The sequence below is a fragment of the Flagellimonas sp. 2504JD1-5 genome (genome assembly GCF_053618295.1).
In genome coordinates, this window is the sequence record NZ_JBSIOU010000001.1 from 1,559,258 (window position 1) to 1,582,145 (window position 22,888).

The following is a 22,888-nucleotide window of genomic DNA, read 5'->3' on the forward strand; positions in this document are numbered from 1 at the left end:
GATGACGCAAAAGGACAAAAGAGTAGCGTTTTCCATATACCTTTATTTAGGAGCTTTATTTATCACCTCTTTGGTGGTGTCCAATCTTATTTTTCAAAAGTTTTTTTATTGGAACCCCTTCGGAGAAGTGACCATTTTAGGAGCCCCACTTTTTGAAGTTTCCGTTGGGATTTTACCTTATCCCATAACATTTTTGATTACGGACCTAATTTCTGAGATTTTTGGTAAAAAGAAGGCCAATCAGGTTGTGGTGGCCGGTATTTTTGCCTCTTTCTTTTCGTTGTTGATTGTTTCAACCGCCTCTGCCGCACAGGCTACAGATTGGTCCCCGGTTTCCAATGAACTGTTCCATTCAGTTTTTGGGAATACCATAGTAGCCGTTTTTGCATCCATGATGGCCTATCTGTTGGCTCAGTTTGTTGATATCCAGCTATATCACTTCTGGAAAAGGCTCACCAAAGGTAGATATTTATGGCTTCGCAATAACTTTTCAACCTTTTCGTCCCAGTTCATAGATACCTTTACTGTGGTATTATTGCTGTGCAGTTTTGGTGAAATTCCGTGGGAACTTTTTTATGGTCTCGTGATCAGTGGATTTGTTTTTAAGATTTTTATTGCCCTGCTCGACACCCCTTTGCTCTATCTTTTCGTATATATCATACGAAGAAGATTTAACCTAAAATTAGGGGAAGAAATAGCCCTTAATTAAGCACTTCTTTCTTATTTTGTGGTTATAAACGCCCAAATTATGAGAACTAAAGCCTTAAAAATCACTGGCATAACCCTACTTGTCCTTATTTCACTGCTAATTGCCTTGCCTTTGCTGCTCGAGGGAAAGATAGCCGATATCATTAAAAACAAGGTCAACAATAACATCAATGCGACGCTAGATTTCGAAAATGCAAGTTTAAGCTTGACCAAGAGCTTCCCATACGCCCATGTGGAATTGAAGCAATTATCATTGGTAAATAATGCCCCTTTTGAGGGAGACACATTGTTTGCATCTGACCAAATTGCACTAAAAATGTCAATCAAGGAACTGTTCAAAACCGCGGAGAAACCGATAACCATAAAAAGCCTAAAAGTTGATGGAGCCAAGCTCCATATTAAGGTAGACGCGTCGGAAAATGCCAACTACGATATTGGCAAAGCAGATGATGAAGGAGCGAATGAGGAGGAAAATGAAGCGGCTTCCAATTTTACATTGGCCATGGACGCTTATGAAATTACCAATGCTGAAATCACATATGCCGATTTGACCAGTGGAATGGGCTTGACCATTTCAGAATTGAACCATTTTGGAACTGGAGACCTGTCGTTGGAAACTTCCGAGTTAAAGACCATGACTGATGCCCTAGTCTCTTTTGAGTTGGACAGCATCAAATATCTGAACAATAATAAGTTATTCCTGGATGCCTTGATAGGGATAGATTTGACACAAAACAAATATTCATTTTTGGAGAACAAAGCTATGATCAATCAATTGCCTTTGGTTTTCGATGGATTTGTGCAAGTAAATGATGAGAATCAGGAGGTCGATGTCAGTTTTAAAACGCCTTCTTCCGATTTCAAAAACTTTTTGGCGGTGATTCCCGAAGCTTACTCCAAGAATATAGAAGATGTACAAACCACAGGTAATTTTGAGGTGGCAGGGCAGTTTAAAGGCGTGGTCGATGACGCACATATCCCCACTTTCAATATCAAAATAAACTCGGAAAATGCCTCTTTCAAATACCCCGATTTACCCAAATCCGTGCAAAATGTATATATCGATACTGAAATCAACAACACAACAGGGATTGCCGAAGATACTTATGTTGACATTAAAAGTGCTTCTTTCACCATAGATCAGGATAAGTTTAGTCTAAAATCCAGAATCAATGATTTGATGGGCAATACCAAGGTGAATGCTCATTTGGATGGGAAAATGAATTTAGGGAACATTTCCAAAGCCTATCCCGTTCCTTCGGAATATGATTTGAAGGGCATTTTGGAAGCCGATGTTACTACGTCCTTTGATATGGCTTCTTTGGAAAACAACCAATATCAAAATACAAAGACCAATGGTAATTTGGCGCTTTCTGATTTTGAATATGCATCGGAGGAACTGAAGAATCCCGTAGTTATTAGCTCTGCAGTGTTGGACTTTACTCCAGAGACGGTTTCGTTGAACTCCTTTAAGGGAAAAACGGGGCAAACAGATTTTGATGCTACCGGAACTTTGACAAACCTTTTAGGTTTCATGTTCAACAAAGAAAATATAGAAGGAACCTTTTCACTTACTTCCAACACGTTTGCGTTAAACGACTTTATGGTAGAAGAGAAAAGTTCAGATCAGGAAACCGCAAACACTCAATCTGAAGGAGAAGAACGTATCAAAATCCCGTCTTTTTTGGATTGTACGATTGATGCTTCCGCAGGTACTGTGCTTTACGACAACCTCAAACTTAAAAATGTACAAGGCTCACTGATTATCAAAGATGAAACCGCAACAGTACAAAATTTGACCTCTGATTTATTCGGAGGCACTTTAGGTGTATCTGGCGCCGTTTCGACCAAAGAAGATACCTCAACCTTCAATATGAATTTGGGAATGAACAATTTCAATATTGGAGAATCCTTTTCTTCTCTGGAACTATTTAAAGTATTGGCGCCATTGGCCAATGCACTTCAAGGAAAACTCAATTCTGATATCAAAATATCAGGAGATTTAAAAGAAGATTTTACGCCGAATCTGGCCTCTGTTTCAGGCGATGCCTTGGCTGAATTATTATCTACGAAGGTAAGTGCCGAAAGTGCACCCCTGCTGTCGGCAATGGGCAGCAAGCTTAGCTTTTTGAACACTGATGATTTGGATTTAAGTGATTTGAAAACTGCGTTGAGTTTTGATAATGGTTCTGTCAAAGTAAAACCATTCACCTTAAAATATAAGGATATCGCCGTAAATGTGAATGGAAGCCACACGTTTGATAAACAGTTGGAGTATACGGCAACTTTGGATGTGCCCGCCAAATACCTGGGCAATGACGTGAATAATCTGATTGCCAAAATGGATGATGAAAGTTTAAAGGATTTAACCATTCCGGTGGTGGCCAATATTGGAGGAAATTATGCGAATCCAAATGTAAGTACAGATTTAAGTTCTGGGGTTTCCAAGTTGACAAAACAATTGGTGGAGATTCAAAAACAAAAACTATTGAATCAAGGCAAGGATACTGCAAAGGATTTACTATCCGATGTATTTGCCAAAGATGACAAAGATTCCACGCAAAACGAATCTTCAGGAGTCAAGGAAGCACTTGGAACGCTTTTGGGAGGAAAAAAAGAAGATAGTGCCCAAGCAAAAGATTCAACGAGTACCGAAGATCCTGTAAAAAATACCGCAAAATCCATTTTGGGAGGTCTATTGGGCAAAAAGAAAAAGGATACGGTGAATAACTAATCCAGAGTAACAAGAACAGGCAGGTGGTCGGAAGGGTACAATCCGTTTTTTCTTCGGTCGTCGATGGTTCGAAAACCTTCTACTTGAATGTTTTTTGTAAGGACATAGTCGATTCGCCGAGTGAGATTTTCCATTGGATTAAAGCCGTTGAAGGTTCCAATGGGGCCATATACCGGGGTTGATGTGTGTTCATAGGCATCCTCCAGTTCGGTTCTTAAAATTTGAATGGGACTTTCCTCAGGATGACTGTTTAGATCACCAATCACAGCAGTACGTTCGTTCTCAATCCCCATTTTCTTGATCAAATTAAGAACAAGTTTTGATGAATTTTCCCTTGCAAGTTTTCCAATATGATCGTAGTGGCAGTTAAACACATGGATTGTTTTTTTTGTGTTTTTGTCCTTGAACATGGCATAGGTTACAATTCGCTCCATTGAGGCATCCCAGCCAACAGAAACCTTATCAGGTGTTTCGGAAAGCCAATAGGTTTTGGTGTTGATCAATTTCAGTTGTTTCTTGCTGTAGAAAATAGCGGCATATTCACCCTTTTGCTTTCCATCATCTCTACCTACTCCTACAAAAGCATAATCATTGAGGGTTTCATCCAGATACATTACTTGTTTGTGTAGGCCTTCTTGAATACCTAAAATATCGGGGTTGTAGTGTTGTATCAAAGCTGCAACATCTTGTTTTCGGTTTTCCCACCAGTTTTCTTTATCATTTGGATTATTGTATCTAATATTATAGGTCATTATTGATTTTTGGGCATAACCGCTCAGGGAAACCAGTAATAATAGACTTATGCAGATGGACTTTTTCATTTGTTTTCTAACTTTCTGGAAGGGATTCAAACAGTTCTTTTTTGCTGGACATCCATTTTTGCATACCGTCGGGTGTTTTCATCCAGGATTGCATAGCGTCCATAGCTTTTAAATGTGGAGTATCTTGTTTTTGGAACATTTCCATGCCATGTTCTTTGCTCAATTCGGCGATCTCTTCAAAAGTATTTGCAGTGAATTCCATGTCACATGCTCCGCCAAGTTGTTTGCAAGTCATTGTTTTCATTGTGAAAGGTTTTGATGTCAAGATTAATATTGTTTGAACAATTGAATTGTATAATCTAAAAGTTCCACTCCGCCACTTTTGCCATGACCGGGGATTACGATTTTTAAACCAGGAAACTCTTGTTTTATTTTTTCAACTGTTGAGGACCATGCGTAAACATCAGCGTCTTCCAGATTCCCTTTACCAGCTTTGACTGATTTAATAAGGCAGCCACCGAACAAAGCTTCTTCGGTTTGTACATAGCCTACGATATTATCCACAGTGTGGCCAGCACCAAAATATTTTACAACTACCTGTTCTTTACCAACCTTAATCTTAATGCTATCGTTGAAACCTTGCCGAGGTAAAAGGTTTAATCCTTTTTTCTTTAATAAATCGATGGTATTTCTACTGCCGTATGAAATTACTTGGCTGTCATGAAATTGATGAAGCCCGCCCCAACAATCCTCATGAAAATGGGTGATCACAACAGCAACAATTTTCTTTTCCTGTTCTTTTTCAATCCACTCAATGAGCTCTTTGGACGCATTGTCATCAGTAGGAGTGTCAAAAACTATTGCTTCGTCGTTGTTAAAATATACCATACCATTACAACCAACTTTTCCAAAATTATTGGTTTGTAAATACGAAATATGTGTAAAGACGTTGTTGTTTATTGGTTTTACTTTCAAAGTTTCGGAATCGTAGAACCTGGAGCGCTCCTTTTTACTTAAACAGCCACAAAGTAGGATTGCCATGGTCACCGATAAAAGTGAATTTTTCATTCTAACTGGTTAAATGGAAAAAAATCACTTAATATTTATACCAACATAGTATCCTTCACTTCCCCTGACATTGAATACGGTATTGTCTTCAAAAAGCAAGTATTGACCTTTTAAGCCCTTAAGGACGCCAGTATAACTTGGTGTTTTGTCCAAATTAAGGCTTTTAACTTTTTCTGGATACTGCAGGACTGGAAAATCCATATGCGTTTCGTTGTTCGAATCGATGAAATAATCGAGCGCCTCATCAGGGACGCTAGACTTTAGTTTATTTCGCCATTCTACAAGATCAACATCTTCTAGGCTATTTGTCAGCATTTTACGCCAGCTGGTCTTATCGCTAACATGGGCTTTGAGCGCCACTTCGGTAATGCCGGCTAAATATCTGTTTGGAACTTCTACTATTTCAATGGCTTCATGTGCACCTTGATCAATCCAACGCGTGGGGACCTGGGATTTTCTGGTAACTCCAACTTTAACATTGCTGCTATTGGCCAAATACACAATATGTGGTTGTAGTTGCACTTTTTTTTCATACTCCAAATCACGATCTTCCTTGCCCAAATGTGCGGTACTTAATTCCGGTTTCATGATCCAGTCCCCAGCTGCTGGGGATTCATAAAAGCACGATTTACAAAAACCTTGTCGGTAAATGGGCCTTTCCCTTCCGCAATTCAAACATTGATATTTTATAAAATCAATTTGTAATTCTTTGTCCAACAACTGGTTCATGTTTAAAAAATCGTTTTCAAAAACCAAATAATATTGAATGGGATTCCCAAGTTCAGTTTGCATTTTGCGCAGGACACCTTCGTAAAGCATGACGGAATTGATATGTTTTTAGACTGATTTGAAAATGAAGGTAAGATGACCTATTTTAGCTATAGCACCTAACCTCATTATAGGTTAAAGATACCTAAAAATGCCAATACCATTATTCAACTCCATAGCTTCTTGGTTACTTAAAAAACGCTATCATCAAATTGAGCTTTTTTTAAAATATCCCTTGGATGTACAAGGAGAGGTTTTACAGCATTTGGTCGATTTTTCAAAAGAAACCATGCTGGGGAAAAAGTATGGTTTTGGTGATATTGAAAAGTATGAGGATTTTGCCAACCGAGTACCCATTGTAAACTATGAGGGCATTGCAGATTTGATAGAGCGTAGTCGTCGTGGGGAACAAAACTTATTTTGGCCCACGTCCATTAAATGGTTTGCCAAGAGTAGTGGAACTACCAATGCTAAAAGTAAATTTATTCCGGTTAGCACGGAGGCTTTGGAAGACTGTCACTATAAATCCAGCAAGGACCTGCTCTGCTTGTACCTGAACAATAACGAGAATTCACAACTTTTTACTGGAAAGAGTCTTCGACTTGGGGGTAGCAAAAAGTTGTATGAAGATAATGGGACCTTTTTTGGCGACCTTTCTGCCATTTTGATTGATAATATGCCACTTTGGGCCGAGTATAGTAGTACTCCGAGCAATAAAGTGTCGTTGATGAGTGATTGGGAGCCCAAATTAAAAGCCATCATTGATGAAAGCATTCAAGAAAATGTGACAAGTCTGGCCGGAGTTCCTTCTTGGATGTTGGTATTGCTCAATGATGTATTGGAAAAAACGGGCAAAAACCACTTGTTTGAAATTTGGGAAAATTTGGAAGTGTATTTTCATGGTGGAGTGAGCTTTGCACCCTATAGGGATCAATATAGAAAATTGCTTCCCCGAAAAAATTTCAATTACTACGAAACTTATAATGCTTCTGAAGGTTTTTTCGGAATCCAGGATAGAAACAATTCCCAAGACCTTCTTCTAATGCTGGATTATGGCATTTTTTATGAATTCATTCCTATGGATTCCTATGGAAAAGAAGAAAAGGCGATTCCGCTTTGGGATGTGGAAGTGGGAGTTAATTATGCTATAGTCATTACCACAAATGCGGGTTTATGGCGATATAAAATTGGTGATACGGTACGATTTACTTCAACAGACCCATATAGAATAAGAATTACTGGGCGAACAAAGCATTTTATCAATGCTTTTGGGGAGGAGCTTATCATTGAAAATGCGGAGGAGGCCTTGAATCAAATTTGTCAGAAGACAGATGCACAAATTATGGATTATACTGCAGCTCCCATTTTTATGAACGGGAGCGAAAAAGGAGCTCATGAATGGATTATAGAGTTTAGAAAGCCACCCAAAGATGTAGCTTATTTTACAGAATTTCTGGACAATGCCCTAAAGTCGCTGAACTCTGACTATGAAGCCAAACGTTACAATAACACTACGCTACGGATGCCAACCGTACATGTTGCCCGCCAAAACCTCTTTCACGACTGGTTGAAATCCAAAAACAAGTTGGGAGGGCAACACAAAATCCCACGGTTGTCCAATGAAAGAGCGTACATCGAAGAATTGTTGCAGATGAACGTGAATAGCCAAAACTAAGATAAATCGAGATTTACGAAAACGTTTTCGTAAACAGAGACCATTCATCGAGCAAACCCCCGTTTTGGTCAAATAAATATGGATTTTCTTCGTTTATGAGTGAAGTTTGATTCATAAATTTTGAGTTCCCTCATCTTAATAAACTGAATATAAATTAATTATGGCTGAAAAACTTGTTATTATCTCCGACATGTGGGGTGTTAAGAAAGGACTCTGGATTACCTCTTACTTTGGATATCTACAGCAATACTATAATATCGTTTTTTATGATTGTCAACAATTGGGCAACATAGATACGCCAGTATCGAGTGAAGAAAACATTCATAAAGCCTTTGTAGAAGGTGGTATTGACACCGCAGTTGCACATTTACTGAAAAAAGAAACAGCAGCCAGTCATTATTTGGCATTTAGTACCGGGGGAACCATTGCTTGGAAAGCTGCTTTGAAAGGTTTACCGATGAAATCCCTTACAGCAATTTCACCTACAAGGATAAGATTGGAAAATGAGAAACCAGATGGTCCAATGAATCTAATTTTTGGCGAAAAAGATGAATACCGACCTGACGCAAAATGGGCAGATGGGATTGGAACTGAAATCAATGTGATTCCCAACTTTGGGCATCAACTGTATTCTGATGAAAAAATCATTGCTGAAGTTTGTTTGGACCTATTGGATAAGGTGACCAAAAAAGCAGTATAGTTTTAAGAAACCGCTTTTAATTTTTTAATGGTCTCATGCGAGAGCTTTTCTTCTGCATAGGCCTTGGTGACCTTAAATTCCTTTTCATCACTGCTTGGTAATGTAAACATGGCATCCGTGAAAACTGCTTCACAAAGTGAACGCAATCCTCTGGCACCGAGTTTATATTCAACAGCTTTTTCCACAATATAGGCCAAGGCTTGCTCTGTGATACTAAAGGTAATACCATCCATGGAAAACAGTTTTTCATACTGTTTGATGATAGCATTTTTAGGTTCGGTGAGAATTGCCCTTAAGGTTTTTGAATCCAACGGATTCATATGGGTAAGAACAGGAAGTCGACCAATAATTTCGGGAATAAGTCCAAATTCCTTTAAATCTTTTGGAATGATATACTGAAGAATATTTTCATTGTCCAATCTATCTTCAGCCTTGGAAGCGCTATATCCAACGGCTTGCATGTTCAATCGCTTGGTTATGATGCGTTCGATACCATCAAAAGCTCCTCCGGCAACAAAAAGAATATTTTCCGTATTTACTTCGATAAACTTTTGGTCAGGATGTTTTCTTCCACCTTTAGGTGGAACATTTACCACTGTTCCTTCAAGTAACTTTAGAAGTCCTTGCTGAACACCTTCACCCGAAACATCACGGGTAATGGATGGGTTATCACTTTTACGGGCAATTTTGTCAATTTCATCTATAAAGACGATGCCTCTTTCCGCTTTCTCTAAATTATAATCAGCCGCTTGTAGTAATCTTGTCAAGATACTTTCAACGTCTTCACCTACATACCCGGCTTCTGTTAAAACTGTGGCATCCACGATGGCCAAAGGAACATTGAGCATTCTTGCTATAGTCTTAGCAATTAGGGTCTTACCTGTACCTGTTTGCCCAACCATAACAATGTTACTTTTCTGGATTTCTACATCATCATCTTTCCCCTTAGGTTGAAGAAGCCTTTTGTAATGGTTATATACGGCAACCGACATCACCTTTTTGGTGCGTTCTTGTCCAATCACGAAAGTGTCCAAAAAATCTCTGATCTCAACTGGCTTTTTGAGTACCAATTCTGATGAGAGATCTTGGTTTTTAGATTGTTTGGACTCCTCTGCTACAATACTATGGGCTTGTTCTATGCATCTGTCACAAATATGCGCGTCAAGACCAGCTATAAGAAGGTTGGTCTCTGGCTTTTTTCTACCACAAAAAGAACATTCCAAGTTTTCCTTTGCCATATAAACATTTAAAGTTCAACCACTAATAACGTAAAAAATATAGATTTTGTTGGTTAGTAGCAGTCTTTTTTTGACTTCTTAGTACGGTTTTAGGATTTATCCCTTACCAATATTTCATCTATCATACCATATTTTTTCGCCTCTGGTGCCCTCATCCAGTAATCCCGGTCACTATCCTCGTAGACTTTATCGAACGATTGCCCTGAGTGGTTGGCTATGATATGATATAATTCATCTTTTATTTTAAGTACTTCTTTGGCTGCGATTTCAATATCACTAGCCTGGCCTTGCGCACCGGATAAGGGTTGGTGGATCATAACCCTGGAATGAGATAGACCACTACGTTTGCCTTTTTCTCCGGCGCATAAGAGTACGGCAGCCATAGATGCGGCTATTCCCGTACAAATGGTGGCTACATCGGGTTTAATGAACTGCATGGTGTCATAAATACCAAGACCTGCATAAACGCTTCCACCTGGAGAATTGATATAAATTTGAATGTCCTTAACGGCATCCGCACTTTCCAAAAACAGCAATTGGGCCTGAACTATATTGGCTACTTGATCATTGATGCCCGTGCCTAAAAAAATGATTCGGTCCATCATCAATCTTGAGAAAACATCCATCGCAATGGCATTCAATTGTCTTTCTTCGATGATATTTGGAGTCATGCCCACTGGATACATACTACTGACAATTTGGTCATAGTACATGCTATTTATGCCGTGGTGCTTGGTGGCGTATTTTTTGAATTCTGTTCCGTAATCCATAGGATTTTATTCGATTTTGCTTAAAAAAAAGGTGCCGAAAACTAGGCTTTTCGGCACCGTAAAGATACTTAATTTTCTTTTAGCTGAATCTAGCTATAGGCTTCCTTAACAAAGTCGTCATAGGTGACCTCTTTTACTTTAAGGTTTGCATGCTCTTTATAGAAAGTCAGTAATTTTTGACTCATCAACTGTTCAGAAAGTCTTTTCACTTCATCTTGATTCCCCATAATTCTGTTGGCAATATTTTCCAACTCTTCTTCTTGGGGATCCAAATGCCCGTATTGTGCCATTTGGGATTTGATGAAGCCTTTGGCAAACTCTTTCAATTCATCAAATTGAACTTGAAGGTCATTTTCTTTGATTATTTTGCCTTCAATCAATTGATAACGAAGTCCTTTTTCCGACTTTTCAAATTCTTCTTTGGCTTCATCATCGGACAAGGGATTTTCACCACTTACCTGAATCCATTTTTGAAGAAATTCGGATGGAAGGTCGAATTTTGTATCATCGATGAGTCTTTCCGTGATATCGTTCAATAATTTTTGGTCAGATTGCTGTTCAAATTGCTTTTCTGAATCCTCCTTGATTTTATCTTTGAGTTCTTTTTCGGTTTTTACGTTGTCCTTTCCAAACAATTTATCGAACAACTCTTGGTCAAGGGTGGCAGGTTGGCGTTCGTTAATTTCTTCTATGGTAAAGGTAACATCGACATTTAGCTTCTCTGCTTTTTCTTTGCTGATGCCCAATGCACTGGTCAGCAAATAATCTTCTTTAAAAAGACCTTTTGTTTTTAATTCAACGGTATCACCAACTTTTTTTCCGACAAGTGTATCTAAGGCTTTTTTACCCTTGATCTTGTCAAGTTCTACAGTTGTCTTGTTTTCAATCTCTTCCGTTTCATTGGTGAAAGTTCCAGTAATTTCGTCTGATTTTCCAGATTCTGTTTTTGAAATCAGCTTTCCATATTGCTTTTGTATACGGTCTACTTGTTCCTGGATCATTTTTTTGTCCGCAACAATCTTATATTGGGTTACGGCTTTTCTGGTTTTTACTTTTACCTCAAAGTTAGGAGCAAGACCCAACTCGAACTCGAAATCTAGGTTGTCATTGTCCCAATCAAAATCTTCTTGTTGTTTCGGTAAAGGATTTCCTAAAACATCCAACTTTTCTTCGGTAAGATATTTGTTGAGGTTGTCTTGTAACAACTTGTTCACTTCATCTACCAAAACAGCTTTGCCATATTGCTTTTTAATAAGCCCCATGGGTACCTGTCCTTTTCGAAAACCGGGAATATTGGCCTGTTTTCTATAATCCTTCAGGATTTTTTCTACTTTGTCTTGATAGTCGTCCTTGCTAATGGCAACTTTTACAACTGCGTTTAGCTCGTCAATCTGCTCTTTTGTGATATTCATCTCCTACCTAATTTGCTATTCAAAAATGGGTGGCAAAAGTAATGCATTTTCTGATTGACAGCAACTTTTTAAAACATTGAGTGCCAAACTAAATCAATTCTTTTTATCCTCTTTGAAAATGGAATGCAAAATGGACTGTAAAAACGATAATAAAAGACTGAAAATTAGGGCCCACCAAATGCTTGCCACCTCGAAACCTGAGATAAAATGTGCTGTAATTAGAATAATTATTGCGTTAATAATCAAAAGAAACAAACCTAATGTTACAATAGTTATTGGAAGCGTTAGGATGATAAGAACGGGTTTTACAAGGAAGTTTAAAAGTCCTAAAACCAAGGCGACAATGATGGCTGTGGTCGGGGAGTCTACACCAACGCCTGGCAATACGTAAGAAAGAATAACAACCGCTACAGCATTCAAAAGAAGTCTTAAAATTAGTTTCATAGGTACAATGTTAATAGAAAAGAAAGGCACCGCTTTTAAACGGTGCCTAAAATATAGTGAATTTAAGTAGTGTTTTCTAATCAATATAGAGTCCAGTGTAATCCAAAGGATTCACACCTGGGAGGTTGGACCCATGTTTTGCGTTTATTGCCTCAATGAATGAATTGGCTAAAATGGCATATCCTCTAGGGGCAGGGTGTACTCCATCCAAAGAAAACCCTCCGCCTGTGGCAAATACTCCTGTTACCGTGCTGCCATCTGCCAAGGGAAACCCGTTAGCTATGATCTCGTTCATTAGCGAGTTGGTATCAACAAAAGCCAAATCAAATTGTGTGGCCAGAGCTTCTATTGTAGCGTTATACGCGGTTAATGCATTGTTAATGGCAGTTTGTTCTCCCGGTGTCACAACCCACTGATCTTCCAAAGGAAAGGTAATCCCATTTATTGCCAATTGTCCCGCAGTAGCAGCATCCACACCAAGACCTTGTAACATGGCAAAAGCATCTTCGTTTAATGTGGCAATTGTTGTGCTGCTGGTCAACACCAATAAATCATCTTCATTGGACTGGCGAGCCTGACCATACAGCAAGCCTGTAACTGTAGCCGTGCCAGGATCAACACCAACTCCTATCAAAGCCGCTGTGATGGCAGCTGACAAATCGGGTAAATCCTCGTCCTTTATAATAACTGAACTAGCTGCAGAATCTGAGAAGGTAAATTGTCTTTCAGGCACTCCCAAAGCCTGAAATACCTGATTCAACCCTGCAAACTGTGCGTTTAAAACTGGAATCTGGGGTCCGAATGCTGGATTTGTGGGATCCAATGGCGCAAAAGGCACCGTGGTAAAAAATGGTATATCCAATATATTGGGAAGATTGGCAATCACCCCATCGGCTCCACCAGCTGTCATAGCAGTCAGAATGGCATTTAGTGACCCTGCAAAAACGTTGGGGTCAGTAATATCGTTTCGTGAATAGGAGGCCGGAATTAAATTTCCAGTTTGGTCAACGCCAGAACCTCCGTTAGTGGCATAAAGTAATATGTCATTAGCTCCAACCCAAGCGGAGAAAAATGTCGCTCCCTGAACGGCGGCATCACCTATAACAGTCGCGTCTTCAGCTGAGGAAAAACGAGCAAAATATGGGTTTGCGGTTCCTAATGCCACACCAGCAACACTTCCATAACCAGGAGCTAATAATTCATAGCTTTTGGCACCTGGGATTCCATAATTGTTAAAGGAACCAGTGAGTTTTGTTGAAACTTCCGTACTTCCAGCACCTGCAACTGGAGTTGGCGCGGGACCATCAGGTAAAAATGCCAGAATCAATCTATTTCCACTTATAGGATTTCCACCAAGTGTCATTCCACCTAAATTATCGGCCATAAATGGAATTTCAAAGGCACCACCACCTACCAAGGCAAAGTTTGATGCCAACATATTTGGGAGTGAAGCTTCTTGTCCAGCACGGAACAAAGCATTATCCGAAAAACCAGCCGTAAGTGAGTTTCCTACGGAGACATATTTTGAGAAATTGGCAGAACCGGCAGTGTAATCAATCGGAGCTGGGTCTGGTGGGGTTACAATTGCGGTATCATCGTCTTCACATGCAATCAAGAACAACCCTAAAAAGGGGAGCAGGGCATATAACTTTTTCATATTCAAATCTGTTTGAGTTAGCTTAAGTTAGATTTATGTTCAAACCGGTATTACCAAAACTAGGTGAAATTTGTTATACAGACAATAAAATGGCCAAAAAAATTATGCATGCATAATAAAAAGGATGAAATTTTACGAATTAAGAAAGCGAAGCGACTTTTCAAAAAATTGTTTGGGATTTTCAGCATGCAACCAGTGACCTGCGTTGGAAACCGTATCGATTTCCGCATTGGGGAAGTGTTTTTTAATCTCAGGATAATCATTCGGTAATATGTATTCTGAACGATCACCGCGAAGAAATAGGGTGGGACCTTCAAATTTGGCATTGGAACTTATATTTTCCCCTATTTCGTCCATTTTATCCTTCAGAACATCATAATTAAAACGAAAGCCCAATTTTCCGGGCTCAACCCAATACAAGTTTTTTAAAAGAAACTGACGAATGCCGAACTCGGGTAAATAGCGAGCGAGTATTTCATCGGCTTCTTTTCTACTGGCGACCATATCGAAGTCCAATTTTCCCAAGGCATCAACTATAGGCTGATGATGAGCGGGGTAGTATTTTGGAGAAATGTCAGCGACAAGTAGTTTGGATATTCTTTCTGGTTCTGAGACTGCCAATTGCATTGCTGTTTTACCACCCATGGAATGCCCGATTAAATTAGCATCCTCAATTTGGTGAAAGTCCATATAGCCAAGTACGTCAGCACTTAAGAATTCATAATCAAAATCATCGGAATGAAAACTTTTTCCATGGTTACGTTGGTCAACAAGATGTACTTGATATCCATGTTGTGCATATTGATTGCCAAGTGTCTTCCAATTGTCGGACATGCCCAAAAAGCCATGCAGGATGATCAATGGTTTTCCTTCTCCCAGAATTTTTGAATGTAGTAATTCCATTATTTCAATCGGTGTAAGTACATATTGACCACATTTTCCAATCCCAAATAGATGGATTCACAAATGAGCGCATGTCCTATGGAGACTTCCAATAATCCAGGAATATTCTCTTTGAAAAATTGAATGTTTTCCAAATTAAGATCATGGCCTGCGTTGATGCCCAAACCAATTTCGTTTGCTCTTTTGGCCGCTTCAGTGAATGATTTTACTCCTTCCGCTTTTTTTCCAAGGGCAAAATCATGTGCAAAACTTTCTGTGTAGAGTTCAATTCGGTCGGTGCCTGTTTCTGCTGCTCCTTCAACCATAGCCACACTTGGGTCGACAAAAATGGAAGTTCGGATTCCATTTTCCTTGAAAGTTTGAATCACATCAACCAAAAAATCTTTGTGTTTTATGGTATCCCACCCAGCATTGGAAGTAATGGCGTCTTCAGCGTCAGGGACCAGGGTGACCTGAGTGGGCTTCACCTCAAGAACCAGGTCAACGAAGTTTGGAATGGGATTGCCCTCAATGTTATATTCTGTAGCGACCACTGCTTTTAGATCCCGAGCATCTTGATATCGAATATGGCGCTCATCCGGTCTAGGATGAATGGTTATACCTTGTGCGCCAAACGATTCTATATCCTTAGCTGATTTAATGAGGTTGGGCATGTTTCCCCCACGCGAGTTTCTTAGGGTTGCCAGTTTGTTGATATTGACACTGAGTTTTGTCATGTATTCCTATTTTGAACGTCAAAAATAAGAATTAGGCACGCCTTTTGCGATTTAAAATTAGTATTTTGCACCTGAATAAATTGTTATGCAAATCCAAAACCAAATAATATCCACGGTTCCCATTTTTGAGGTCTCTGAGACGTTGAAAGAGGTCATTCAGTTTTTTGAAGAGACTACTTTTTCCCATGTGGCTGTTACCGAAAACGGAGCATTTATTGGATTGCTATCTGAAAATGATTTGGCTTGTTTTGAGCCTAAAAAGAAAATTGAGGATTTCCGATTTGAATTGGAAACGTTTTTTGTGACGAAAGAGACCGCTTGGCTTGATGTTCTGGAGATGTTTTCCAGAAATGAGGCCAATATTCTCCCTGTGCTGGACGAAGAGGAGATTATTATAGGGTATTATGATTTGGAAGATATTGTCTCGGTCTTTATAAATACACCCTTTTTTAGGGAACCGGGAGGTATTCTTGTTGTTTCCATTGGTGTAAAAGACTATTCCTTTAGTGAAATTGCCCAAATTGTTGAGGGCAACAATGCACGTTTATTGGGTGCTTTTATAACCGATTCACAGAATGACATTGTAGAGATAACCCTAAAAGTTGGTTCTGAAAATCTGAACGAGGTCGCGCAAACATTTAGAAGATATAACTACAACATTGTTTTTGGCAACAGCGACGATCAGTTTTTGGAAGATTTGAAACAACGGTCTGACTACCTCGAAAAATACCTTAACGTTTAAAATGAAAGTAGCTGTCTACGGACAAAGTTTTCAAGAACACGATAAAACCTATATCGTTGCATTGCTGGAAGAGCTCGAAGCAGTAAACGCCTCAGTATTTATAGAAATTGGTTTTGAAAAACGTATTGCAGCTCATGTTGAAAAGTTTGAATTTGAGACTTTTTCACAAGATTCAGGTTTGGATTCATCTTTTGATATGTTCATAAGTTTTGGTGGTGATGGCACTATGTTACGGGCGGTAACTTATGTAAAGGATTTGGGAATCCCGATTGTGGGAGTGAATACGGGTCGACTTGGATTTCTATCAACTTTTAAGAAAGAAGAAGTACGCAAAGTGGTTACGGAATTTACCGCAGGGAACTATAAAATTGAAGAACGAAGCTTGGTAGAGGTAGATGTAAATTCTGATCTTGATGAAATAGGAGAGCTGAATTTTGCGTTGAATGAAATTACAGTGAGTCGCAAAGACACTACGTCCATGATCACGGTGGAAACTTATTTGAATGATGAGTTTTTGGCATCATATTGGGCAGATGGCTTAATTGTTTCCACGCCCACCGGTTCTACAGGATATTCGTTGAGTTGTGGAGGGCCTGTGATAGAGCCTTCGGCAAAATCATTGGTGTTGACGCCAATAGCTCCGCATAACCTAAATGCCCGTCCCTTGGTCATTTCAGATGACACTCAAATTCGATTAAAGGTTTCCGGACGCGAAGAAACCCATTTGGTGTCCTTAGATTCTAGAATTGCCGACATACCTAACGGCAAGGAAATCAAGATAAGAAAGTCAAAATTCACTGTCAAAATGATCGAGTACAAATCAGAGAGCTTTTTAAAAACACTTCGCAACAAATTGCTTTGGGGTCAAGATAGACGTAATTGAACCCGTCAAAAACAATAAAAGAAGCTAAAAACTGTTTAACAAAAGAGAACATTCAAACAGTATATCTTATAGACTTTCCTTTACCTCTAATATGTTTAACTTTTTGATAGTATGCGGATAGTTTTGGCTATTTTTCTCTGCTGTGCGTTTAACGCCAGTGCCCAGACCTATGAAATAGGTCTTTTTGCTGGTGGGGCCAATACCATTGGAGATGTAGGAAGAACAAACTTCATTTTGCCTTCAGGACCAGCTTTTGGAGGTGTCTTTAAATGGAACAAGAGCAAAAGATATGCATGGAGGGCAAGTGTACTTTATGGCACATTTACCGCAGATGATTCAAAATCGAGCAAATCCTCACGAAGACAAAGACAGTATGTTATAGATAATTCGGTCTTGGAATTCTCCGGAGGAATAGAATTTAACTTTGTTGAATACAATCTTCATAAGCTCGGACCAGCTTTCACACCCTATCTTTATACGGGTTTCACCTACTTTAGGTATGATTTTAATTATTTTGATGCCCTACAAGTGCAGGATATTAACCAAAAAGACGGTAGTTTTGCAATTCCAATGACGGTAGGGGCGAAGTATCGTTTAAATGAATTTTTGATTCTAGGGGCGGAAATTGGGGCCAGGTATACATTTACCGACAACTTGGACGGTAGTAATCCGGAAGGGTCCAATTTTGAGCAATTTAGATTTGGAAATATATTGAGCGACGACTGGTACGTCTTTTCAGGTATCACATTAACGTATACCTTTGGGCGAAAACCTTGCCAGGATTGTTTTCAATAGAATGTACACATTAGAGGACGTAGACAAACATAAACTTCCAAAACATATTGCCGTTATCATGGACGGCAATGGTAGATGGGCCAAAGAACGGGGCAAGCTTAGGATTTTTGGACATGAAAATGGCGTCGAAGCGGTTAGAAATACTGTGGAGAATTGCGCCAAACTTCAAATAGAATACCTTACACTTTACGCTTTTTCCACCGAAAATTGGAACAGGCCAAAATTGGAAGTCGAAACCTTGATGCGACTTTTGGTCACTTCGCTTCGGAAAGAATGGAAAAGATTACATAAAAACAACATCCGCTTAAAAACCATTGGAAATATAAATTCACTTCCTTCCAAAGCACAAAAAGAATTGGCGGAGGTCATTTCAAAAACCAAGGATAATACCGGAATGACACTCACCATTGCCTTGAGCTATGGCTCCCGTGAGGAGTTGAAAAGTGTTGTTAAGGAAATCAGCATCAAAGTTAAAAATAGCATAATTTCACCCGAAAATATTGACGAAACCGTTATAAATACACATCTTTACACGCATTTCATGCCAGATGTAGACTTGCTTATCCGAACCAGTGGAGAACAAAGGATAAGCAATTTTTTACTTTGGCAGATAGCATACGCCGAATTACATTTTATTGACGTATTTTGGCCCGATTTTAGTGAACATCATTTGGTAGAGGCAATATTAAGTTACCAAAATAGAGAACGACGATTTGGAAAAACTAGCGAACAACTTAACTAAGGTTATAAAAAATACCACCCAACTATACTTACAACTACTCCTTCTTTTACTCTTTACGGGCCAAAGCTTTGCACAGGACACTTCTTTCGAGAATGGTAAGGATTATATTTTAGGAGGATTAACGGTAACGGGTCTTCAAAGCTATAACGAGCAAACAGTAAAAACATATACTGGGCTACGTGTGGGTCAACCAATTACCATCCCCGGAGACGAGATAAGTGCTGTTATAAAGAAACTTTGGAGCCTGGAGCTGTTCAGTAACGTTGAGTTTTACTACACTAAGATTGAGGGTAACCAAATATTCTTGGAACTGAGCATTTTGGAACGTCCAACGCTTACAAATGTCACTGTTTATGGTGTTAAAAAACGAAAGGTTGAGGACATTATTAATGATACAGACCTTAAAAAAGGAAAGAAAATAACAGAAAGTTTAATAGCCAACACCAAGAATTACCTTGAAAACAAATATAAAAAACAAGGTTTCCTTAATGCAAAGGTGACCATTGCTACGGCCAATGATACCGTAGGTGCCAATACCCAAAGCATGATCGTAAATGTTAAGAAAGGGGAAAAGGTAAAAATCAGAAACATTGTTTTCAATGGCAATGAGCAACTTGCAGATAAAAGACTTCAAAAAGCATTAAAAAAGACCAAAAAACGAAAGTTCTATCGCTTCTGGAAAAAATCAAAATACATTCAAGAAGATTACAAGGAAGATTTATCCAATTTAATTGACACTTACGCAGAGCGTGGATATAGAGATGCCAGGGTGTTGTCCGATACCTTTGTAAAGGTCGATGAGAACAGCATCGATTTAAAAATTGATGTAGAAGAGGGCAACAAATATTACTTCGGAGATGTCAATTTTGTAGGAAACTCTGTTTATTCTGATAGAATTTTGAGCCAAGTTTTAGGAATTCGTAAAGGACAGACCTATAACGGGGTGTTGTTGAAAAAGAGAATTGCAGATGACACAAAACCTGACGGAGAGGACCTGACCAATCTTTATCAGAATAATGGATACCTTTTTTCCAGTATCAATCCAGTTGAGGTATCGGCCATAAATGACACCATCAATTTTGAAATCAGGATTATTGAAGGGAAGGAGACCTTTTTGGATCACGTTACCGTAAGCGGAAACGATAAAACCAACGATCATGTAATATTTAGGGAGCTACGCACAAAACCCGGTCAAAAATATAGCAAAGACAATATTGTTAGAAGTATTCGTGAACTTGGGCAGCTTGGATTTTTTGATGCGGAGCAAATTGCACCAGATATTCAAAACCCTGACCCAAATGCAGGTACGGTGGACATCAACTACAGTTTGGTGGAATCAGGTTCAAGCCAAATTGAACTGCAAGGTGGCTTTGGTGGGGGTGGATTTATAGGAACTCTGGGGCTTTCGTTCAGCAACTTTTCGTTAAAGAACATATTTAATGGCGAAGCCTATAAGCCTGTGCCCATGGGAGACGGTCAGACCTTTTCACTCCGTTTACAGGCGAGTAGAACATTTAGGGTCTATAGTCTGAATTTCTCCGAACCATGGCTTGGGGGCAAAAAACCGGTACGATTCAATTTGTCCCTATCCAGAACACAGCAATTCGCCACCAGTTTTAATAACCGTGGTAGGTTTGATGTGGACAAAGACCGTGGATTTGCTATTACGGGAGTTTCAGCAGGTTTGGCAAAACGGGTGCAATGGCCAGATGATTTCTTTACAATCTCTCATTCCGTGGCTTATCAGTTATACGATTTTAATAACTTCAACAACGGACTCTTCAACTTTGGTAATGGTAGTTCCAACTCGTTGAGCTATACCTTGGGAATCTCAAGAAGCTCACAAGGACCGAGCCGAATATTTCCGATGACTGGTTCAAATTTTGAATTGACAGCCAAGTTTACCCCACCATACTCACTTTTTGGAAGCAAAGACTACAAAGAGATTCGTAGTCAAATCAATGAAAAAACAACACGACTCATTGAAATTGGAGGCCCAAATATTGGGACTGTTGAAGAACAGGCCGAATTTGTTCGTCTTAGCGATGAGGTGGAAAATTTGGAAGAAGAGCGTTTTAAGCTTTTGGAGTTCTATAAAGTAAAATTCAAAGGAGATTGGTACACGAACCTAGTAGATAAATTGGTGCTTCGCACAAATGCTGAATTTGGTTTCTTGGGCAGTTATAATAACGATATAGGGGCCGTACCGTTTGAACGCTTTTTTGTTGGTGGAGATGGTCTTGGAAACTTTACCTTGGACGGCAGGGATGTAATTCAGCTTAGAGGTTATGAGAATAGCTCATTGACCCCATTTAGTAGAAATGCGATAACCGGCCAAGATGAAAGAGATGGAGGCACCATCTACAATAAATTTTCATTGGAACTTAGGTATCCACTTACCTTAAAACCTTCGGCTTCCATATATGCACTCTCTTTTTTAGAGGCGGGGAATGCCTTTAACAATTTTAGTGAATTTAATCCGTTTCAATTAAAACGATCTGCCGGAGTGGGGCTACGTATTTTTATGCCGGCATTTGGTCTCTTGGGTATTGATTTTGGATATGGATTTGATACAGATGCAAATCCGTCTTCTATAGGACCAAGCGGCTGGCAAACACACTTCATTATCGGTCAGCAATTTTAACTATAAGAAAATAAAGCTTTGTGATTCAATAAATAGCTCATTTTGAATTAATTAGTTATTTTGGCACGATATTTTCTTTGTAAAAGCGGAAACAAAAATGAATAGTAAAGTTCTTTTGTCATTAATTGTTTTGATGCTATCACTGAATAGCTTTGCCCAAAGAGGTGTACGCATTGGGTATGTAGACATGGAGTATATCCTTGAAAATGTTGAGGAGTACAGAGAGGCGACCGAACAGTTAAACACAAAGGCCATTAAGTGGAAACAGGAAATTGAGCTCAAACAAAGTGTGATTGAGCAAATGAAGAAGGATTTGATGGCAGAAAAAGTATTGTTGACGGATGAGCTCATTGCAGAACGCGAAGAGGAAATCCAAATTCTGGAGGCAGAAATGCTCGATTATCAACAAGACCGTTTTGGACCACAGGGAGATTTAGTGTTGCAAAAGCAATTACTGATACAGCCGATACAAGATCAGGTTTTCAATGAGGTTCAGAAAATAGGAGGAAATAAAAGATACGATTTTATTTTTGATAAATCGGCAGATGTTGTAATGTTGTATTCCGAAAAAAGACACGATATCAGTGACTTGATTTTAAGGGAGATAGCTAGGACACGAAAAGTGAGCAAGTCCAACAAAAAAGCCAAGGAAAAAAGTAGGTTGGACAAGTTTAAGGAAGAACAGGCCGAAGAAGATAAAGAGATTAGCGAGGCGCTAAAAGAACGCCAGGCTAAGGCAGATGCAACAAAGGATGCAAGAGCCAAATCAGCAGAAGAAAAAAGAACAGAAGCACTTCGGTTGAGGGAAGAACGTAAGAAGGCATACGAGGCACGAAGACAAAAATTATTGGAAGAGCGTGAAGCCAAACGGAAAGCGAAGCTGGAAGAACGAAAAAAAGCGCAGGAACAAGAAAAGGATTCAATACAACAGTAAATATTGAAACACTAAAATTAACTTTCAAAATAGTAACTTAGAATCATGAAAAATGTAAAGAAAATTGCTGTAGCCATAGTTTTGTTTGTTGCGGCTACGGGTTTTGTAAATGCGCAGAGCAAGGTTGCCCACATTAACGTGCAGCAATTATTGCAAGAAATGCCGGAGATGAAAGCAGCCCAAGCAGAGCTTAAAAAATTGCAAGAAACCTATAGGGCCGACATAGAAAGTTCTATGACCGAACTTAGAAATAAATATACTCAATATTCAAACGAAGCTACTTCCAAGTCAAAGGAGGAGAATGACAAAAGAGCACAGGAGCTTCAAGGATATGAGAAAAACATTCAGGAAGCCGAACAAGCTGCTGTTCAAGAAATGCAGAAGAAACAACAAGAATTGTTTGCTCCAATTTCTGATAAAGCCAAAGCCGCAATCGAAAAAGTGGCAGCTGCACAAGGTTTTGATTATGTTGTAGATGCAAGTCCGGGACTTAGTCTTATCGTTGCCAAAGGAAAAGATTTACTTCCAGCGGTAAAGCAAGAATTGGGCTTCTAAGACAGCTTTTAAAATACTTTGAAACCGCTTTTTTCTACA

Annotated in this window: 22 protein-coding genes; 11 read left to right on the forward strand and 11 right to left on the reverse strand. The window is 39.2% G+C overall.

Annotated elements, in window-relative coordinates:
- Position 1 precedes the first annotated feature (1 nt).
- A complete protein-coding gene (locus ACULLG_RS06905; protein ID WP_452126034.1) occupies positions 2–709 on the forward strand; it encodes a queuosine precursor transporter in 708 nt (235 codons plus the stop codon).
- A gap of 39 nt (positions 710–748) precedes the next feature.
- Positions 749–3,442: an AsmA family protein gene (locus ACULLG_RS06910; RefSeq protein WP_452126035.1), complete on the forward strand. Its 2,694-nt coding sequence runs from the start codon at positions 749–751 to the stop codon at positions 3,440–3,442.
- On the opposite strand, the gene ACULLG_RS06915 is transcribed toward ACULLG_RS06910, so the two are convergent.
- From ACULLG_RS06915 to ACULLG_RS06930, 4 genes are read right to left on the reverse strand one after another with little or no spacing between them, the layout of a single operon-like run.
- Positions 3,439–4,263, reverse strand: a complete 825-nt coding sequence (locus tag ACULLG_RS06915) for an endonuclease/exonuclease/phosphatase family protein (protein WP_452126036.1) — start codon at positions 4,261–4,263, stop codon at positions 3,439–3,441. The genes ACULLG_RS06910 and ACULLG_RS06915 overlap by 4 nt on opposite strands.
- Positions 4,264–4,270: 7 nt before the next feature.
- Entirely contained in the window at positions 4,271–4,507 is a 237-nt protein-coding gene (locus tag ACULLG_RS06920) for a DUF1059 domain-containing protein (RefSeq protein WP_452126037.1), read from the reverse strand.
- Between the two features lie 23 nt (positions 4,508–4,530).
- On the reverse strand, positions 4,531–5,271 hold the full coding sequence (gene bla / locus ACULLG_RS06925) for a subclass B1 metallo-beta-lactamase (RefSeq protein ID WP_452126038.1): 741 nt from the start codon (positions 5,269–5,271) through the stop codon (positions 4,531–4,533).
- 24 nt (positions 5,272–5,295) lie between these two features.
- Complete coding sequence (locus ACULLG_RS06930) at positions 5,296–6,090, reverse strand: DUF2797 domain-containing protein (protein ID WP_452126039.1); 795 nt, start codon at positions 6,088–6,090, stop codon at positions 5,296–5,298.
- Between the two features lie 100 nt (positions 6,091–6,190).
- On the opposite strand from ACULLG_RS06930, the gene ACULLG_RS06935 reads away from it, so the two are divergent.
- Both ACULLG_RS06935 and ACULLG_RS06940 read left to right on the forward strand, forming a co-directional pair.
- Complete coding sequence (locus ACULLG_RS06935; RefSeq protein ID WP_452126040.1) at positions 6,191–7,714, forward strand: GH3 auxin-responsive promoter family protein; 1,524 nt, start codon at positions 6,191–6,193, stop codon at positions 7,712–7,714.
- Positions 7,715–7,874: 160 nt separating this feature from the next.
- Positions 7,875–8,414 carry a hypothetical protein gene (locus ACULLG_RS06940; RefSeq protein ID WP_452126041.1) on the forward strand — a complete coding sequence of 180 codons (540 nt, stop codon included), beginning with the start codon at positions 7,875–7,877 and terminating at the stop codon, positions 8,412–8,414.
- A 2-nt stretch (positions 8,415–8,416) separates the two neighbouring features.
- Here ACULLG_RS06940 and clpX read toward each other — a convergent pair whose 3' ends face one another.
- The 7 genes from clpX to ACULLG_RS06975 form a co-directional block, all read right to left on the reverse strand.
- Entirely contained in the window at positions 8,417–9,652 is a 1,236-nt protein-coding gene (clpX, locus tag ACULLG_RS06945) for an ATP-dependent Clp protease ATP-binding subunit ClpX (protein WP_452126042.1), read from the reverse strand.
- An 89-nt stretch (positions 9,653–9,741) separates the two neighbouring features.
- Positions 9,742–10,422 (reverse strand): ATP-dependent Clp endopeptidase proteolytic subunit ClpP, encoded by a 681-nt coding sequence (gene clpP, locus ACULLG_RS06950; RefSeq protein WP_452126043.1) that lies wholly within the window; start codon positions 10,420–10,422, stop codon positions 9,742–9,744.
- 89 nt (positions 10,423–10,511) lie between these two features.
- Positions 10,512–11,834, reverse strand: a complete 1,323-nt coding sequence (tig, locus tag ACULLG_RS06955; protein ID WP_452126044.1) for a trigger factor — start codon at positions 11,832–11,834, stop codon at positions 10,512–10,514.
- 93 nt (positions 11,835–11,927) lie between these two features.
- Entirely contained in the window at positions 11,928–12,278 is a 351-nt protein-coding gene (locus ACULLG_RS06960; RefSeq protein ID WP_452126045.1) for a phage holin family protein, read from the reverse strand.
- Between the two features lie 76 nt (positions 12,279–12,354).
- Positions 12,355–13,935 carry a G-D-S-L family lipolytic protein gene (locus tag ACULLG_RS06965; RefSeq protein WP_452126046.1) on the reverse strand — a complete coding sequence of 527 codons (1,581 nt, stop codon included), beginning with the start codon at positions 13,933–13,935 and terminating at the stop codon, positions 12,355–12,357.
- A gap of 132 nt (positions 13,936–14,067) precedes the next feature.
- Complete coding sequence (locus ACULLG_RS06970) at positions 14,068–14,838, reverse strand: alpha/beta fold hydrolase (protein WP_452126047.1); 771 nt, start codon at positions 14,836–14,838, stop codon at positions 14,068–14,070.
- Positions 14,838–15,554 carry a pyridoxine 5'-phosphate synthase gene (locus ACULLG_RS06975; RefSeq protein WP_452126048.1) on the reverse strand — a complete coding sequence of 239 codons (717 nt, stop codon included), beginning with the start codon at positions 15,552–15,554 and terminating at the stop codon, positions 14,838–14,840. Before ACULLG_RS06975 ends, ACULLG_RS06970 begins: the two co-directional genes overlap by 1 nt.
- 85 nt (positions 15,555–15,639) lie before the next feature.
- On the opposite strand from ACULLG_RS06975, the gene ACULLG_RS06980 reads away from it, so the two are divergent.
- The 7 genes from ACULLG_RS06980 to ACULLG_RS07010 all read left to right on the forward strand — a co-directional run bounded on the left by ACULLG_RS06980 (position 15,640) and on the right by ACULLG_RS07010 (position 22,849).
- On the forward strand, positions 15,640–16,296 hold the full coding sequence (locus tag ACULLG_RS06980; protein ID WP_452126049.1) for a CBS domain-containing protein: 657 nt from the start codon (positions 15,640–15,642) through the stop codon (positions 16,294–16,296).
- A 1-nt stretch (position 16,297) separates the two neighbouring features.
- Positions 16,298–17,179, forward strand: a complete 882-nt coding sequence (locus tag ACULLG_RS06985; protein ID WP_452126050.1) for an NAD kinase — start codon at positions 16,298–16,300, stop codon at positions 17,177–17,179.
- Between the two features lie 111 nt (positions 17,180–17,290).
- Positions 17,291–17,974 (forward strand): type IX secretion system protein PorG, encoded by a 684-nt coding sequence (gene porG, locus ACULLG_RS06990; protein WP_452126051.1) that lies wholly within the window; start codon positions 17,291–17,293, stop codon positions 17,972–17,974.
- A 1-nt stretch (position 17,975) separates the two neighbouring features.
- Positions 17,976–18,716 carry an isoprenyl transferase gene (locus ACULLG_RS06995; protein WP_452126052.1) on the forward strand — a complete coding sequence of 247 codons (741 nt, stop codon included), beginning with the start codon at positions 17,976–17,978 and terminating at the stop codon, positions 18,714–18,716.
- The gene (locus ACULLG_RS07000; RefSeq protein ID WP_452126053.1) at positions 18,688–21,360 is read left to right on the forward strand and encodes a BamA/OMP85 family outer membrane protein; all 2,673 of its coding nucleotides are present in this window, start codon (positions 18,688–18,690) and stop codon (positions 21,358–21,360) included. The genes ACULLG_RS06995 and ACULLG_RS07000 overlap by 29 nt, the downstream gene beginning before the upstream one ends.
- Before the next feature lie 97 nt (positions 21,361–21,457).
- Positions 21,458–22,294 (forward strand): OmpH family outer membrane protein, encoded by an 837-nt coding sequence (locus tag ACULLG_RS07005; RefSeq protein WP_452126054.1) that lies wholly within the window; start codon positions 21,458–21,460, stop codon positions 22,292–22,294.
- A 45-nt stretch (positions 22,295–22,339) separates the two neighbouring features.
- Positions 22,340–22,849: an OmpH family outer membrane protein gene (locus ACULLG_RS07010; RefSeq protein ID WP_452126055.1), complete on the forward strand. Its 510-nt coding sequence runs from the start codon at positions 22,340–22,342 to the stop codon at positions 22,847–22,849.
- Positions 22,850–22,888: the final 39 nt, after the last annotated feature.

Coding starts and splice junctions, on each gene's coding strand:
- ACULLG_RS06915 (WP_452126036.1), bottom strand. CDS start 4,263: ATGAAAAAGTCCATCTGCATAAGTCTATTATTACTGGTTTCCCTGAGC.
- clpX (WP_452126042.1), bottom strand. CDS start 9,652: ATGGCAAAGGAAAACTTGGAATGTTCTTTTTGTGGTAGAAAAAAGCCA.
- porG (WP_452126051.1), top strand. CDS start 17,291: ATGCGGATAGTTTTGGCTATTTTTCTCTGCTGTGCGTTTAACGCCAGT.
- ACULLG_RS06910 (WP_452126035.1), top strand. CDS start 749: ATGAGAACTAAAGCCTTAAAAATCACTGGCATAACCCTACTTGTCCTT.
- bla (WP_452126038.1), bottom strand. CDS start 5,271: ATGAAAAATTCACTTTTATCGGTGACCATGGCAATCCTACTTTGTGGC.
- ACULLG_RS06975 (WP_452126048.1), bottom strand. CDS start 15,554: ATGACAAAACTCAGTGTCAATATCAACAAACTGGCAACCCTAAGAAAC.
- ACULLG_RS06960 (WP_452126045.1), bottom strand. CDS start 12,278: ATGAAACTAATTTTAAGACTTCTTTTGAATGCTGTAGCGGTTGTTATT.
- ACULLG_RS06965 (WP_452126046.1), bottom strand. CDS start 13,935: ATGAAAAAGTTATATGCCCTGCTCCCCTTTTTAGGGTTGTTCTTGATT.
- ACULLG_RS06980 (WP_452126049.1), top strand. CDS start 15,640: ATGCAAATCCAAAACCAAATAATATCCACGGTTCCCATTTTTGAGGTC.
- ACULLG_RS06930 (WP_452126039.1), bottom strand. CDS start 6,090: ATGCTTTACGAAGGTGTCCTGCGCAAAATGCAAACTGAACTTGGGAAT.
- ACULLG_RS07010 (WP_452126055.1), top strand. CDS start 22,340: ATGAAAAATGTAAAGAAAATTGCTGTAGCCATAGTTTTGTTTGTTGCG.
- ACULLG_RS06920 (WP_452126037.1), bottom strand. CDS start 4,507: ATGAAAACAATGACTTGCAAACAACTTGGCGGAGCATGTGACATGGAA.
- tig (WP_452126044.1), bottom strand. CDS start 11,834: ATGAATATCACAAAAGAGCAGATTGACGAGCTAAACGCAGTTGTAAAA.
- ACULLG_RS06940 (WP_452126041.1), top strand. CDS start 7,875: ATGGCTGAAAAACTTGTTATTATCTCCGACATGTGGGGTGTTAAGAAA.
- clpP (WP_452126043.1), bottom strand. CDS start 10,422: ATGGATTACGGAACAGAATTCAAAAAATACGCCACCAAGCACCACGGC.
- ACULLG_RS06995 (WP_452126052.1), top strand. CDS start 17,976: ATGTACACATTAGAGGACGTAGACAAACATAAACTTCCAAAACATATT.
- ACULLG_RS06985 (WP_452126050.1), top strand. CDS start 16,298: ATGAAAGTAGCTGTCTACGGACAAAGTTTTCAAGAACACGATAAAACC.
- ACULLG_RS06905 (WP_452126034.1), top strand. CDS start 2: ATGACGCAAAAGGACAAAAGAGTAGCGTTTTCCATATACCTTTATTTA.
- ACULLG_RS06970 (WP_452126047.1), bottom strand. CDS start 14,838: ATGGAATTACTACATTCAAAAATTCTGGGAGAAGGAAAACCATTGATC.
- ACULLG_RS07005 (WP_452126054.1), top strand. CDS start 21,458: ATGAATAGTAAAGTTCTTTTGTCATTAATTGTTTTGATGCTATCACTG.
- ACULLG_RS06935 (WP_452126040.1), top strand. CDS start 6,191: ATGCCAATACCATTATTCAACTCCATAGCTTCTTGGTTACTTAAAAAA.